The organism is Niallia sp. FSL W8-0635 (assembly GCF_038007965.1).
Classification (GTDB): Bacteria; Bacillota; Bacilli; order Bacillales; family Cytobacillaceae; genus Niallia.
The window spans coordinates 711783-726393 of record NZ_JBBOYD010000001.1; the positions used below are offsets into that span (position 1 = coordinate 711783).

Below are 14611 nucleotides of genomic sequence, written 5' to 3' on the forward strand. Positions count from 1 at the left end.
AAGAACTTAAGGGGTATCCATGAAAGAGATCAAAAATAATTTAAATACAAATATTTACTATATTATTGTTTGGGCTATTATAGCTATTATCATAGGAGGGTTATTTATTGATAACCCACGATTAAGTGATTTCGGATGGAGTTTTATTTTTCAACTTGTCTTGGCGTTCAGTTTATCTATGTTTTTATTACTTTATCCTAAGAAGGAAACGGATATTTTTCGAATAAGTATCATCGTATTAGCATCTATTTACTTCTATTCCCTTTTTCTTTTTTACCCAGATACTGGATCTAACTTTATTTTACTATGTTTTATACCAGCCCTATCCATTTTATTTTTTAATTCAAAGCTTTTTTATTTTACCTTGTGTATAAATGGTGGATTGATCCTCTTTTTATTTGGTTACATTACATTTATGAATCAAAAGCCTCAATATAGTTATTTAGAACAGGATTTAATCGGAAATGTATTAAACTTTATTGCAAGCCAAATTATCATTTATTTTATCTTTTATTTAACGAATGGACGCATGAAAAAGCAGCAATTATATTACGAACAAATTCAGCAGTCTGAGCGTCTAAAGACATCTGGCCAACTTGCAGCTGCTGTAGCCCATGAGATTCGAAATCCTCTAACTGTTGTGAAGGGATTTTTACAGTTATATGAAAAGGATAACTCTTTTTCCACCAATCAAAAACGGAATTTCACCTTGATGATAGATGAATTAAATATGGCTGAACAGGTAATTTCACAATTCTTAACGATGGCTAAGCCAGAGCAAGAAAAACTTACAGAGCTAGTAGATGTGAAGGGTGTTCTTCAGAGTGTGACAGATTTGCTCCATTCATACGGACTTTTACATGATAATCGCATCGAATTAAAGGTTACAGAGGATTGTACTATTTCTGCGAACGTCATAGAGTTAAAGCAATTGCTTATAAATATTATTAAAAACGCCATTGAGGCATCTAATTATGGCGATTTAGTAATCGTGACAGCTGAAAGGGAAAAGGATTATGTCGTAATGAAAGTAATTGATCACGGAAAAGGAATGTCCGATGCAGAAGTTGCCTCTCTTGGTACCCCTTTTTATTCTTTAAAAAGTAAAGGAACAGGTTTGGGCTTAATGATTTGCTTTAATATTGTCGAAAAATATAATGGCAAGATAGAATTCAAAAGCTCAAAAAATCATGGAACAACTGCAACGATTCGCTTTCCGTATTATGATAGAACAAAGCTATTTCGATAAAGTAAATTTGCTATTAAGGAACTATACATTTTTGCAGTATTTATTTATGATAAGATAGCACTACACTAGTCTATCTATAAGAAGTTATTAAGATAGACTAGAAAAGAAAAGGGTGTAGTTTTGTAAATTGGAGGTCAAACAATGGAAAATAATGATATATTGATTCGTTTAAGATACGCATTAGAAATAAAAAATAGTGAAATGGCAGAAATATTTAAGCTTGGTGGGAAAGAGATATCTGTACCGGAAGTGGTAAAGATTCTTAAAAAAGTAGATGAAGAAGCAGAGGATGACGATCAAATCAAATTAACGAATAGTATGTTAGATTCGTTTCTGAATGGCTTTATTATTTACAAAAGAGGAAAGCAAGAGCCTAAACCAGGACAAACTAGTACACCAGAATCATCGATAAAAAATAGTACGAGTGTAAACAATATCCTGTTAAAGAAAGTCAAAATCGCATTGGCACTAACGACTGAGGATATGATAGATATATTTAAAAAAGCGGGATTAAATGTATCTAAAGGAGAACTTGGAGCTTTTTTAAGAAAAGAAGGTCATAAAAATTATAAAGTATGCTTAGATAATTTCGCTAGAAACTTCTTAAAAGGACTGGCGATAAAATATAGAGGATAAAAGCAGTAAAGGATTTGTCGGGTGATGAGATGATACATACCTACTTAGGGGAAACCATACGTTTTGATATAAAGTATAAGAATCGCTCCTCCATTGGGCTTGCGATAGATGGTTATGGAAACATAATCGTGTTGGCACCAAAAAAGACATCGGATGAACGTGTTATTCAAGTGTTAGAAGTAAACTGGGATCAAATTCAAACCAAATTAAATGAAATGCAGAAAAGAATGAATGGTCCGTTGGAAAAGGTTTATGAAAATAATGAAAGTTTTCTTTATCTTGGTAATACCTATCCTATTCAAATTGTCCAAGATATAACGATAATGAAAGAACGTGTGGAGTTTGACGAAGAAACACTGTTTATATATGTTCAGCACCATGATAAGGAAAAAATAAAACAATTATTGAGACGGTATTATTATCAGAGAAGTAAGGCTTTAGTAGAAGAGCGAGTCTCTTTCTATCAAAGTAATTTTAAAACAAAACCTCGATCGATACGTATAACGGATAGTAAAACCAATTGGGGAACCTGTGATTCAAATTTTCAACTAACCTTCAATTGGAGGTTAGCGATGGCTCCCCTTGAAGTCATTGATTATGTCGTTGTACACGAAATGTGTCACATGGTTCACCTTAATCATGACCGCTCCTTTTGGCGTCTTGTTGGAAAGCTTATGCCTGATTACAAAGAAAAAGAAAATTGGCTAGCTATGTCTAGCTGGAAGATGACAGTATAGTTTTTTGAGAAGAAAAGTGATAAAGGGCTAAGGACAATCCTAATTCAAGTAATTTTATTGCAAATTAAACTGAAAATGACTGGAGCTTATAATAGTCCAGTCATTTTTTTTTGCTAATAATAACACATCCTTCCATCAGACTATTTACTTAAAAATATGGTAAATGGAACTTTCTGCTATAACAAATCGTAATACCATATTATAAAAGAAAATGGGGGGATAAAATGACCACGAAAGCAAAGAACAACAATAAACCAAACAAAGAGCAAAAACAAACTTGGTGGGATAAATGGCAAGCGTATATCATCGTAGCTGTATTTGGCTTATTTGTAATTGGGGTATATTTTAGTTTGCTTGTAACGAATATGACATTTGTTAAGGGTTTAACAGAAGGGCATTATCCCTTTATTTTCTTTTTTTTAAAGGATGTCGTCGTGTATGCTGCATGGGGTGGATTATTTGTCATTCCAGGGCTCATTGTTCCAATTGGGAGTATATATCTCCTGTTAACCAAAAAAGCAGCTAAACCAAAAAAATTAGTATTGCCAGCTACTTTCCTTACTGTTCTCTTTCTAGGATTAGCGTATGCTTTCTTAGGAATTGATTGGATGGATAATATTACGGATTCAAAAGATTATTTTGAAAATGGAGCTATGGAGAAGGTTATTGTTTTAGAAGATTATGAGGCAGATTATCCATCTGGGAGATATGGTGGAGCGATTGATTATGTGTATACAAGTGTGGATGGAGAAGTATTTAAAACAAATACTGATTTTGATTTAGAAATGCACAAAAATGAAAAGTATGAAATCTACTATCTACCGAGGAATAAATATATAGTGGGAGTTAACTATGTAGACAACTGAGTGATATAGTTTGAAAAAGCGATAGATATTATAAATTGGACGATGTATGGATTTGGTGAAAAAGTGGGGAGTCAGTTAAAATCCTTTGAAGGAGTTGGGGAGGAATATCTGAAAGAATGGGAGATTTATTCTACCTTGCCTAAAAATAGTTTTTATAAATGAGGAGGAAATAGGATGAGTGTATTGGAAGTCCGAAATTTAACGAAGAAGTTTGGAGGATTTACAGCACTTAATGGAGTTGATTTTGAAGTGGGCAGTGGGGAAGTATTTGGGTTTATTGGTCCAAATGGAGCTGGAAAATCAACGACAATCCGCGTGTTGCTTGGTATTTTAAAGGCAACAGAAGGAGATGTAAAGTTATTTGGTAAGGATGCTTGGCAGGATGCTGTGGATATTCATAAGAGATTGGCTTATGTACCGGGAGATGTTAATTTATGGCCGAATTTAACTGGTGGGGAAGTAATCGATTTATTTGTTAAATTACGAGGAAGCAATAATACTAGCAGAAGAGAAGAATTGATAAAAAAATTTGATTTAGATCCAACGAAGAAATGTCGAACGTATTCAAAGGGAAATCGCCAAAAGGTTGCCTTAATTGCTGCCTTTTCACAAGACGCCGATTTATATATTTTAGATGAACCCACCTCAGGACTTGATCCGCTGATGGAGAAAGTTTTTCAAGAGTGTGTGATGGATGTAAAAAGCAAAGGAAAAAGCGTGCTTCTATCAAGCCATATTCTGTCTGAAGTAGAAAAATTATGTGATAGGGTAGGAATCATTCGACAAGGAAAAATCATTGAAAGCGGAACGTTAAAAGAACTGCGTCACTTAACACGCACACATATGTTAGTGGAGACGAAGGAGCCAATTTCATCGTTAAATGAATTACCGGGTATCCATGAAATAGAAGAAACAGACCAAGGCCTGACTTTCCAAGTAGATACGGAAGAACTAGATAATACAATTAGTTATATTAGTCAGTTTGGAATTATGAAGTTGGAAAGTGCACCACCAACTCTTGAAGATTTATTTATGCGTCATTATGAAAGTAAGGATAAAGGAGAAGGGAAAGAAACGGGAGGTGTCCGTTAATGAATCGAAATAGATTTGCTAATACGGGGATGCTTTCACGATTTATTCTTCGTCTTAATCGAATTAGAATTCCGTTATGGATAATTGGATTAGTACTATTTACTTTAATGATTCCTCCTGCATTAGAGAGTCTATATGGAACACAGCAGGATAGAGATGTTTTAACGGAAACAATGGCAAATCCTGCGATGACTGCGATGCTTGGTACTGGTAATCTTGACAATTATACAATTGGTGCTATGACCGCACATCAAATGATATTAATGACGGCTGTAATTATTGGTTTAATGGCTATTTTACTTGTCACTCGTCATACAAGAGCAGATGAAGAAGAGGGGCGTATAGAAATAATCCGTTCGTTGCCAGCTGGCCGTCTTTCATATTTAAATGCAACAATAATCGTAATAAGTAGTACGTTTATTGTTCTAGCACTAATAACAGCTCTAGGATTATATGCACTTAATATAGAAAGTATGGATTTAGAAGGTTCCTTCTTATATGGAGCAGCTTTAGGAGGGACGGGGCTCTTTTTCACTGGAGTGACAGCGATTTTTGCCCAACTATCAGAAAGTTCTCGAGGAACGATTGGATGGTCGATTGCAATCTTGATTATTTCCTATCTTTTTCGAGCAATTACAGATATAAGTAATGATACATTAACCTGGCTTTCCCCATTAGGTTGGGTAACAAAAGCCGAAGTCTATTCCTCAAATAATTGGGAACCCGTTATACTAATGTTGGTAATTTCTATCGTATTATTTATTATTGCGAACTACTTAAATAGCATTCGTGATTTAGCACAAGGATTTATACCAGCCAAACCAGGAAGACGATTTGCCTCACGCTTTTTACGAAGCCCTATTGGATTAGCGTTTCGGTTACAGCGAATAGGATTTATATCATGGGCGATTGGGTTATATGTGTTGGGAGCATCTTATGGATCCATTTTTGGTGATTTGGAGTCTTTTTTTGAAGGAAATGACATGTATCAGCAAATGCTACAACAAGCGGCAGGTGCTTCGATAGTAGAACAATTTATTCCGACATTGATGATCGTTCTTTCACTTATTGCAACGATTCCTCCAGTTATGGCGATGAACAAGCTTCGTGCCGAGGAGAAAAAAGGTCGATTAGAGCATTTATTGGTTCGAGCTGTTTCACGGGAACAGCTTATCGGATCTTATCTTGTACTTGCAGTTGTGAATGGTTTCGTCATGCTTTCTCTAAGTGCAATTGGCTTGTGGTCAGCAGCTACAGCTGTTATGAAGGAAGGGCTGGAATTTGGAATGATTTACAGTGCAGCACTCGTATATTTTCCTGCGATGCTTGTAATGATAGGAATTGTTGCTTTTCTTAATGGGGCTGCTCCAAGATTCACCAATTGGATTTGGGCTTACTTTTTATATTCCTTTTTCGTTCTATATTTAGGAAACTTATTTCAATTTCCAGATTGGGTAGGCAAACTTTCACCATTCGGTCATGTTCCGCAAGTTCCTATTGAGGATGCTACATTTATGCCGTTATTTGTATTAAGCATTATTGCAGTAGGATTAATGAGTGTGAGCTTTGGTGGCTTTCGAAAACGTGATGTTCAAAGTTAATTATTAAATATAGAGCATTTCTAATTCTAGTTTTGCATTTAATGAAAAGAGAGGAAGAAAAAAATCTTCCTCTCCGAAACTAACATAGTATAGGCTGTTTTTCTTTCTATGCTTTACTATTCATTTATATTTAATGCAATCTCTTCTAACTCTTCTTTAACTTGGCCGATAAGGGAAATGACAGCTCCTGTCGCTTGAATCCAACTTCCTAATACACCGATATTTTGTTGGTTATTGTTACTTATTCCGTGTAATTGTTCCATTCCGCTAATTGCTTGCAAAGAATTCCCGATCCCTTGTAATAAACCACCAATTATATTTTCCATTCTTCCATCTGCTGTACGATCAAAAAATTCATCTGTAAGTCCGACAAAGCTGCCTAATGCCTGTAGCCAGTTACCTGTAATAATTAATTTTTGTTCTGTTGGGGTATTACTTAATTTATAAAGAATTAAGCCAGTTACAACCGTTGAATTCCCGATTGCCTGAATTTCATCTCCAAGCTTTTCTAATGAAATAGTTCCTTGTCCGTCAGCTGATAATGCACTGCCAGTTCCTTGGAGTATATTACCACTTAAACGTAGCTGGTAATTCATTTCTTTAGAAAAATGGAAGGAAGGAGTACTTCCAATAGCAGCTTGGATCGTACCGATTGTGTTGATAGCTGATCCGAAAATTTCTTTAAAATGTCCATTCATTCCATATCGACCGCCCATTCACTCTGCCCCAATATCATATTCCGTAAAGTTGTAAATGGGATAAAAAAGACAAGTATTTGGAGAAAGTTCTATATTTGAGCAGAAAAAAATAACTTGGTGACTTTATTCCAAGTTATTTTTGCTAACTTAATTTATATGTAAGATAACATTCTTACTTACTTCCGAAGCTCCCGGAAAACTGCTTTACAACTGCTTGTATTTCCTCTAATTTTTCTGGTTTTATAAGGCTAATCATTTTAGGAACAAATTCTGCAATATCACTTTGAGAAAAAGTGCCTTCATCTTGTTTACGGAAGTTTTCAGTCAGTATTGCTTTTGCTTCTTCTTCTTTTCCTTCTTGTACTCGTTGTAAAATGAAAGATAAAAATTTTTCTTGCCCTTGCTTGTCCATTTTTTTGCCTCCTAATAATGTATCTTTGATTATTATAATCGGAAAGACTGTTTTTATAAAATATTATAGGAATCAATAATAGTAAGTTATACCAGTTTGAATAAAAGTAATATAGTGAAAAAAGATAGCAGATGCATCCTGCTATCTTTTTTGTGAAGAATAATAAATGTTGCTTTTATTTTCACGTTTTTCCCTGCCTTAATTAGGTTTATTTTTACAATAAATAACATGGAATGTATTGCTTTTAACGTTATTTACAAAACCTTTACATTGAGACAATAGAATATTTACAGTTGAGATTTATCATACTAATTAGACAAGATATGACATAGAAATGTTTCTATTCTTTTGGAGGTAAATCATGGTCATTATAAAAAAACTAAAAATGGTATTCATGGTCCTGTCTATACTTGCATTATTATCCGGATGTGCAAGTAATTCAGAAACAGAACAATCAATGAATGACGGTAAGCCAATATCGATTTCAGGATCTACTTCCGTTGGACCGCTTGCAGAGAAATTAGCGGCAAAATATCATGAACACGATAATACAAAAATTGAAATAAATCAAATTGGGTCATCCGCAGGTATTACAAATGCGATGAGTGGTGTTTCCGAAATTGGAATGTCATCACGAGATTTAAAAGAAGAAGAAAAAGGTAAATTAAAGGAAGTAGTCATTGCTTATGATGGAATTGTTGTTGTGACACATCCAAGTAATAAAGTAAAAGAGTTAACGTTGGAGCAAGTAAAACAAATCTTTACTGGAGAAGTGACGAACTGGAGTGAACTTGGGGGAAATGACATGGAAATTGTTGTTGTTTCTCGTGAGGATGGATCTGGTTCTCGTGACGCCTTCCAAGAGATTGTAGGCTACGGCTCTGGTGAGTTAATCAGAAATTCTATAATAGCAAGTGGAAATGGAAATATTAAAACAACGGTTGCAAATAATAAACATGCAGTTGGTTTTATTTCTTTTGAGTACATTGATGATGCTATCTCTACCATTGATATTGATGGTGTAGAAGCAACAGCAGAAAATGTATTAGCGCAAAAATATAAGTTATCAAGACCTTTTTTGTTTGTATATAAAGATGGGGATTTAACTGCAAATGGACAGAAATTCATCGATTTTATTCTTAGTGATGAGGGGCAAAAAATTGCAGCAGAAGCAGGAGCTATTCCTATTAAGTAAAACCAAAATCTTTAGAAGTAATCTTGGAGGAAAATAGAGTGTCTATTCAAACAACTGAAAAGCAAACCTCAGAAATGGGCAAGGCAAATAAGAGGAAATATCTGTTTGAAAAGGTATCAGCAAGGATTTTCTTGCTTTGTGCCCTTCTTTCCGTAATAAGTTTAGTATTAATAATTGGATTCGTTTTTTATAAAGGAGCACATCCTTTTATCGCAGAAGGATTTAGTTTTTTTGATTTTATTTTTGGAGTGGACTGGGTGCCAAGTGAAGAGAAATTTGGAATTTGGCCAATGATTGTCGCATCCCTTTATGCAACTATTGGTTCATTGGTTATTGGCGTGCCAATTGGATTGTTTACGGCTATCTTTCTAGCTGAAATAGCTTCAAAGCGGATTGCTAAAATTGTTTCACCAGCCATTCAACTTTTAGCAGGTATCCCTTCTGTTTTATATGGTGTGTTTGGTCTAGCAATTATTGTTCCTTTTTTACAAAATACATTAGGTTTAGTAAAGGGTCAAAGTTTATTAGCTGTTATTTTAGTATTAGCGATTATGATGTTGCCAACGATTGTAACAGTAGCAGAGACGGCAATTCGCGCTGTGCCAAGAACGTATAGAGAAGGATCTCTTGCTCTTGGTGTATCGGAAATTGGCACCATTTTTAAAGTGGTTGTGCCTGCAGCTAAATCCGGAATAATGACAGCTATTGTATTAGGATTAGGGCGAGCAATAGGAGAAACAATGGCGGTTATTCTAGTTGCTGGTAACAGTTTAATTGTACCAACAAGCTTAACAGATAGTATTCGTCCGTTAACAACAAACATTGCTCTAGAAATGGGTTATGCAGCAGGTACACATCAAGAAATGCTATTTGCAACAGGGATCGTATTATTCTCGTTTATTTTAATTTTGAATTTTGTGTTAGCAAAAATTAGTGCGAAGGGTGGCAAATAAGATGAGACAAGGGAAAGATAATTTATTACGTGGTCTTCTTTGGTTTTCTGCCTTCTTATCCGTTGCCGTCCTTGTCATGATTGTTGGCTATATTTTTTATAAAGGCTTTCGCTTAATTAGCTTCGACTTCATTTTTGGTGATTATTCTCCAACTGGTGGTGGTGGAATTTGGCCAATGATTGTAACAACTATTTATACAATCGTAATTTCCTTAATTATTGCGACTCCAATCGGAATATTAGCTGCTGTTTATTTACAAGAGTATGCGAAACAGGGCCGGTTGGTAAAAGTAATTCGATTTGCAACAGAAAGTTTAACAGGTATTCCTTCGATTATTTATGGTCTATTTGGGGCAGTATTCTTTGTAACAACGTTAAAATTAGGAATGTCTATTTTAGCAGCTTCCTTAACACTTACAATTATCGTCCTACCTGTTATTATTCGGACAACAGAGGAATCTTTAAAAACAGTTCCTCCAACCTATCGAGAAGGATCATTAGCCCTTGGTACAACAAGATTACAAACTTTATATAAGGTTATTTTACCTAGCGCGATGCCAGGAATTTTATCAGGAATTATTCTTTCCATCGGGAGAATTGTTGGGGAGTCTGCTGCTATATTTTTAACTGCCGGAACAGTTGCAGCAATGCCAGAGGGCTTGCTTTCTTCTGCACGAACATTAACAGTTCATTCGTTTTTAGTAACACAAGAGTCTGGAGATATAGAACTAGCTGCTGCAGTCGGGATTGTCTTAATCGTAATAATTCTTGCTATCAACCTTATCGCAACATATATATCCAAAAAGTTGAACAAAGCAGACTACTAATTTATAAGGGGTATGTTTATGACTACGACAGTAAAAGAAAAAAGTCAAAAGAAAACCGGAAAAGCATTTTTACAGGTAGGTCAAGAGGATACTACACCTGGTGCATCCAAAATTAGTGTGAGTGATTTAAATTTGTTTTATGGAGAAAAACAAGCATTGTTTGGAGTATCTCTTGATATTGAGGAAAAAAAGGTAACGGCTTTAATTGGTCCATCTGGTTGTGGAAAGTCAACCTTTCTAAGAACACTTAATCGGATGAATGATTTAATTGATGGTGTAAAAATTGCAGGAGATATCGTCATTGATGGGGAAAATATATATGCATCAAATGATGTGATAAAATTACGTACAAGAGTAGGAATGGTATTTCAAAAGCCTAATTTATTCCCAATGAGCATTTTTGATAATGTTGCCTATGGTCCGAGAATGCAAGGAATCAAGAATAAGAAAGAATTAAATAAAATCGTGGAAGAGAGCTTACGTGGGGCAGCGATTTGGGACGAAGTAAAAGACCGTTTAAAAACCTCTGCACTTGGCTTATCAGGTGGACAACAGCAGCGTGTATGTATTGCCCGTGCAATTGCAATGAAACCAGATATTATTTTAATGGATGAGCCTACGTCTGCTTTAGATCCAATTTCTACATTGAAGGTAGAAGAGCTAATTACAAAAATGAAAAAAGATTATACAATTGTTATTGTGACACACAATATGCAACAAGCAGCAAGAATTTCAGATAAAACAGCCTTTTTCTTAAATGGTGAAGTAGTAGAGTACGATGAAACGAATAAGATTTTTTCTACACCAAGAGATCAGCGCACAGAAGATTATGTAACAGGTCGCTTTGGATAATAGGAGGGGCAAAATGGTCATTCGAGAGAATTTTGAGAAGAAGCTAGAAGAGTTAAAAGGAAAAATCAGAGAAATGGGCGAAATGTCAATTGTTTCTTTGGAAGATGCATTTGACGCTTTAAAAAAGCAAGATGTAGAAATTGCTTTAAGGGTAATGGAAGAAGATAATGACATTGATAATCTAGAATCTGAAATTAATCATTTTGCAATTTGGTTAATGGCGAAAGAACAGCCTGTCGCAAGAGACTTGCGTGTTGTGATTGGCGTTATTAAAATTTCCTCTGAAATTGAGCGCGTAGCAGACTTTGCTGTAAACATTGCAAAAGCAACGATTAAGATTGGAAAAACACCATCACTTCTAAGTCTAACACAGCTAGAGAAAATGAAGGAAATATCTATTGACATGTTGAAAAAAGCTATTAAATCCTTCATAGAAGAAGATATTGTCCTTGCGAAAGAAATAAGTAAGCTAGAAGATGAAGTAGATGATTATTATTTAGAAACATATAAGAAATTAACAGCATACTTAAGTGAGCATCCAGAAGAAACAAATCAGCTTGTCCAATTATTATTTATCAATCGCTATTTGGAAAGAACTGCTGATCATATTACAAATATGGCGGAAAGCACAGGTTATTTAATCAAAGGGAAGATATATGATTTTAATTCTTAATAAGTAAACGGCAAAAGGAGAGAAAAACCAAATGAGTTTTCTCTCCTTTTTATTTTTGGTACTAATGATCATTTGGTTATAGTTTGAATTTTAAGATATTTCTGATAAAGTAATAAGTATATATAAAATGTATAGATGTTTCATATAAAAGGAGGTAGAGAAATGCAGGTTTATTTTGAAAAAGAAAAGGAAAATATGCTTAAATTGCTAGAAAGAATAGTAAATATTGATAGCGGGTCCTATCAGAAACTAGGAGTGGATAAAGTAGGAGACATTTTAATCCATGAATTTGAGCAGCTTGGTTTTATTGCAGATGTTCACGAGGTTCATGATAAAGGAAATAATATCGTATTAAAGCATAAAGAGGCAACGAATCCAAGCATATTATTAATTGGGCATATTGATACAGTTTTTCCTGCTGGAACAGTTGAAAAACGCCTGTTTACCATAGAGGGGGATCATGCTAAAGGTCCTGGCGTTTTTGATATGAAGGCAAGTCATGTAATGACATTGTATGCTTTAAAATACTTAATTTCTCAAAATAATGATGCGTATAAAAATGTAGTAATTATTATTAATACAGATGAAGAAATAGGATCTATTACTTCAAGAGAATTGATAGAAGCTACCGCAGAGAAAGTGAAACATGTGTTCATTATGGAGCCTGCTGATCTAGATGGAAATGTGGTGATTGGCCGTAAAGGTGGCGGTAAATTCTTCTTGAAAATATACGGGAAGTCAGCCCATTCCGGTGTTGCGCCAGAGAAAGGGGCAAGTGCTATTCAAGAGCTTGCATTAAAAATAATTCCCTTACATGAGTTAACGAAATGGGAAGGTATTCATGTAAATGTAGGATTAGTGAACGGTGGTCAATCCGTTAATACTATTGCCCCTTTTGCAGAAGCGGGAATTGATTTGCGTTTTGAAACACAGGAACAGGGAGAATTTGCTCAATCCAAAATATTAGAAATTTGTAGTTTTACGGAAACACCAAATACTCGTATAGAAATTAGCGGAGGCATTACTCGGCCAGCTTGGAAAATGGAGGAAAATCAGAATGAATTACTTAAAATAATGAAAGAAGCTGCTTCTGAATTAAATATAGACTTGGGAGCTACTTATAGCGGCGGTGGTTCAGATGGAAACTTTACAGGAAATATGGGAATTCCAACAATAGATGGCTTAGGACCAAGAGGAGGAAATGCCCATCAAGACGATGAGTTTATGGTCATCTCTTCATTAAGTGAACGAGGACAATTATTGGTAAAAGTACTGGATAAAATAAATAAACGGAAAGAGGAAGAGATTCTTCTAAATAGTAACTAAATAATTTGGAAGGAAAGATTTACTGACAGAAGAATGGTAAGAATAATGAGAAGAAGCTACATAGAAAATGTAAGGAGAAGAAGCAGAAAATCTCGGGGTACAAACATATACTGAAATGTCTGATAACGAAGATAAAGCCACCAACTCAGAAGAATTGGTGGCTTTACTATTGAAATAGTTAAATCCCCATTTTATTAATTTTCGACTAGAAGCTAGGCAAATTCACAATTGAGTTAGGACAGAATAGAGCCGGTAATAATTTGAAATTAAATTTTTAAAAATAGATAAACCAAAATAAACAGAAAAACATATTCTAAAGGGAGAAAAGCAATTTTCGAAAAAAGGAGTTAGTTTGATTATAAATTAGTACCAGGTAATAGTAATTGGTGTTAATATAGAAGAAAATTAATGATGAGGTGATGTGAATGTCAGCATCTAAAGCACGTATTACGGCGATAGGTTCATACGTTCCAGAGCGTATTTTAACGAATAATGATTTAGAAAAAATGGTTGATACAAACGATGAATGGATTGTAAAGCGAACTGGTATCAAGGAAAGAAGAATAGCTAGTGATAAGGAATTTACGAGTGATCTAAGTTATAAAGCAGTACTCAATTTGATGGAACGATACGATAAAACGGTTGATGATGTCGATTTAATTATCGTCTGTACGATGACTCCTGATTATACAACACCAAGTGTTGCTTCCAATCTGCAAGCTAAGCTCGGGATAAAAAATACGGGTGCGATTGATTTAAATGCTGCCTGTGCTGGATTTGCTTATGGATTGAATGTTGCGAATGGGATGATTACATCAGGATTAAATAAAAAAATCCTTGTTGTAGGAGCAGAAACATTATCAAAAATCACAGATTTCACTGATCGTACGACTTGTATTCTTTTTGGCGATGGAGCAGGAGCATTACTTGTAGAATATGATGAGAATCAACCAAGCTTTATTTCTTCTCATATAGGGTCTGAAGGAGAAGGTGGTCAACATTTATATTGTACGAATTTAGCTACTCAGATGAATAACATCGACTTACTGGGGAATGGCTGTATTGTCCAAAATGGGAGAGAAGTCTATAAGTGGGCAATTAAAACAGTGACTAACGGCATGAAGGCTGTTGCAGAAAAGGGAAGGATTAATCTAGATGAAATAGACTGGTTTGTGCCACATAGTGCCAATTTAAGAATGTTAGAATCGATTTGTGAGAAGAGTAATTTTCCAATGGAACAAACCTTATATAGTCTTATCCATTACGGAAATACCTCTGCAGCCACTATTCCATTGTCCTTGGATATAGGTGTAGAAGAAGGAAAATTAAAGGCTGGAGACTATGTATTATTGTATGGTTTTGGTGGTGGCCTAGCACATGCAGGATTATTGATTAAATGGACACTTTGAAGAAAAAAAGGATAATTTTAGTGATAGCGTATGGAAAAGATATAGTAGTATAATTAAATTCCATATTATTATCTATCCTAACAAGG

General features: G+C 34.8%; 15 protein-coding genes. 13 read left to right on the forward strand and 2 right to left on the reverse strand.

The window, feature by feature from the left end; genetic code table 11:
• Positions 1-19: 19 nt before the first annotated feature.
• From NYE52_RS03540 to NYE52_RS03565, 6 genes are all read left to right on the forward strand, one after another.
• Entirely contained in the window at positions 20-1249 is a 1230-nt protein-coding gene (locus NYE52_RS03540) for a sensor histidine kinase (protein ID WP_341191805.1), read from the forward strand.
• A gap of 141 nt (positions 1250-1390) precedes the next feature.
• A complete protein-coding gene (locus NYE52_RS03545; RefSeq protein ID WP_341191806.1) occupies positions 1391-1885 on the forward strand; it encodes a YehS family protein in 495 nt (164 codons plus the stop codon).
• Between the two features lie 29 nt (positions 1886-1914).
• Complete coding sequence (locus NYE52_RS03550; RefSeq protein ID WP_341191807.1) at positions 1915-2622, forward strand: M48 family metallopeptidase; 708 nt, start codon at positions 1915-1917, stop codon at positions 2620-2622.
• A gap of 224 nt (positions 2623-2846) precedes the next feature.
• On the forward strand, positions 2847-3488 hold the full coding sequence (locus NYE52_RS03555; protein ID WP_341191808.1) for a hypothetical protein: 642 nt from the start codon (positions 2847-2849) through the stop codon (positions 3486-3488).
• A 174-nt stretch (positions 3489-3662) separates the two neighbouring features.
• Complete coding sequence (locus tag NYE52_RS03560) at positions 3663-4580, forward strand: ABC transporter ATP-binding protein (RefSeq protein WP_341191809.1); 918 nt, start codon at positions 3663-3665, stop codon at positions 4578-4580.
• Positions 4580-6181: an ABC transporter permease gene (locus tag NYE52_RS03565; RefSeq protein WP_341191810.1), complete on the forward strand. Its 1602-nt coding sequence runs from the start codon at positions 4580-4582 to the stop codon at positions 6179-6181. The genes NYE52_RS03560 and NYE52_RS03565 overlap by 1 nt, the downstream gene beginning before the upstream one ends.
• A gap of 116 nt (positions 6182-6297) precedes the next feature.
• Here the strand turns inward: NYE52_RS03565 and NYE52_RS03570 are convergent, their stop codons facing one another.
• Both NYE52_RS03570 and NYE52_RS03575 read right to left on the reverse strand, forming a co-directional pair.
• Complete coding sequence (locus NYE52_RS03570) at positions 6298-6879, reverse strand: DUF6944 family repetitive protein (protein ID WP_341195102.1); 582 nt, start codon at positions 6877-6879, stop codon at positions 6298-6300.
• Between the two features lie 172 nt (positions 6880-7051).
• Positions 7052-7291, reverse strand: a complete 240-nt coding sequence (locus NYE52_RS03575; RefSeq protein WP_341191811.1) for a hypothetical protein — start codon at positions 7289-7291, stop codon at positions 7052-7054.
• 361 nt (positions 7292-7652) lie between these two features.
• On the opposite strand from NYE52_RS03575, the gene NYE52_RS03580 reads away from it, so the two are divergent.
• From NYE52_RS03580 to NYE52_RS03610, 7 genes are all read left to right on the forward strand, one after another.
• Positions 7653-8486, forward strand: a complete 834-nt coding sequence (locus tag NYE52_RS03580; protein ID WP_341191812.1) for a phosphate ABC transporter substrate-binding protein — start codon at positions 7653-7655, stop codon at positions 8484-8486.
• Between the two features lie 38 nt (positions 8487-8524).
• Positions 8525-9439, forward strand: coding sequence for a phosphate ABC transporter permease subunit PstC (gene pstC, locus NYE52_RS03585; RefSeq protein WP_341191813.1), 915 nt, complete (start codon positions 8525-8527; stop codon positions 9437-9439).
• Position 9440: 1 nt separating this feature from the next.
• A complete protein-coding gene (pstA, locus tag NYE52_RS03590; protein ID WP_341191814.1) occupies positions 9441-10265 on the forward strand; it encodes a phosphate ABC transporter permease PstA in 825 nt (274 codons plus the stop codon).
• An 18-nt stretch (positions 10266-10283) separates the two neighbouring features.
• The gene (pstB, locus tag NYE52_RS03595; protein WP_341191815.1) at positions 10284-11117 is read left to right on the forward strand and encodes a phosphate ABC transporter ATP-binding protein PstB; all 834 of its coding nucleotides are present in this window, start codon (positions 10284-10286) and stop codon (positions 11115-11117) included.
• A 13-nt stretch (positions 11118-11130) separates the two neighbouring features.
• Positions 11131-11790: a phosphate signaling complex protein PhoU gene (phoU, locus tag NYE52_RS03600; RefSeq protein WP_341191816.1), complete on the forward strand. Its 660-nt coding sequence runs from the start codon at positions 11131-11133 to the stop codon at positions 11788-11790.
• Between the two features lie 162 nt (positions 11791-11952).
• A complete protein-coding gene (locus tag NYE52_RS03605) occupies positions 11953-13116 on the forward strand; it encodes a M20 family metallopeptidase (protein ID WP_341191817.1) in 1164 nt (387 codons plus the stop codon).
• 425 nt (positions 13117-13541) lie between these two features.
• Positions 13542-14525 carry a ketoacyl-ACP synthase III gene (locus tag NYE52_RS03610; protein WP_341191818.1) on the forward strand — a complete coding sequence of 328 codons (984 nt, stop codon included), beginning with the start codon at positions 13542-13544 and terminating at the stop codon, positions 14523-14525.
• Positions 14526-14611: the final 86 nt, after the last annotated feature.

Coding starts and splice junctions, on each gene's coding strand:
- phoU (WP_341191816.1), top strand. CDS start 11,131: ATGGTCATTCGAGAGAATTTTGAGAAGAAGCTAGAAGAGTTAAAAGGA.
- NYE52_RS03545 (WP_341191806.1), top strand. CDS start 1,391: ATGGAAAATAATGATATATTGATTCGTTTAAGATACGCATTAGAAATA.
- NYE52_RS03610 (WP_341191818.1), top strand. CDS start 13,542: ATGTCAGCATCTAAAGCACGTATTACGGCGATAGGTTCATACGTTCCA.
- NYE52_RS03560 (WP_341191809.1), top strand. CDS start 3,663: ATGAGTGTATTGGAAGTCCGAAATTTAACGAAGAAGTTTGGAGGATTT.
- NYE52_RS03565 (WP_341191810.1), top strand. CDS start 4,580: ATGAATCGAAATAGATTTGCTAATACGGGGATGCTTTCACGATTTATT.
- pstA (WP_341191814.1), top strand. CDS start 9,441: ATGAGACAAGGGAAAGATAATTTATTACGTGGTCTTCTTTGGTTTTCT.
- NYE52_RS03575 (WP_341191811.1), bottom strand. CDS start 7,291: ATGGACAAGCAAGGGCAAGAAAAATTTTTATCTTTCATTTTACAACGA.
- NYE52_RS03540 (WP_341191805.1), top strand. CDS start 20: ATGAAAGAGATCAAAAATAATTTAAATACAAATATTTACTATATTATT.
- NYE52_RS03580 (WP_341191812.1), top strand. CDS start 7,653: ATGGTCATTATAAAAAAACTAAAAATGGTATTCATGGTCCTGTCTATA.
- NYE52_RS03555 (WP_341191808.1), top strand. CDS start 2,847: ATGACCACGAAAGCAAAGAACAACAATAAACCAAACAAAGAGCAAAAA.
- NYE52_RS03570 (WP_341195102.1), bottom strand. CDS start 6,879: ATGAATGGACATTTTAAAGAAATTTTCGGATCAGCTATCAACACAATC.
- NYE52_RS03605 (WP_341191817.1), top strand. CDS start 11,953: ATGCAGGTTTATTTTGAAAAAGAAAAGGAAAATATGCTTAAATTGCTA.
- pstB (WP_341191815.1), top strand. CDS start 10,284: ATGACTACGACAGTAAAAGAAAAAAGTCAAAAGAAAACCGGAAAAGCA.
- NYE52_RS03550 (WP_341191807.1), top strand. CDS start 1,915: ATGATACATACCTACTTAGGGGAAACCATACGTTTTGATATAAAGTAT.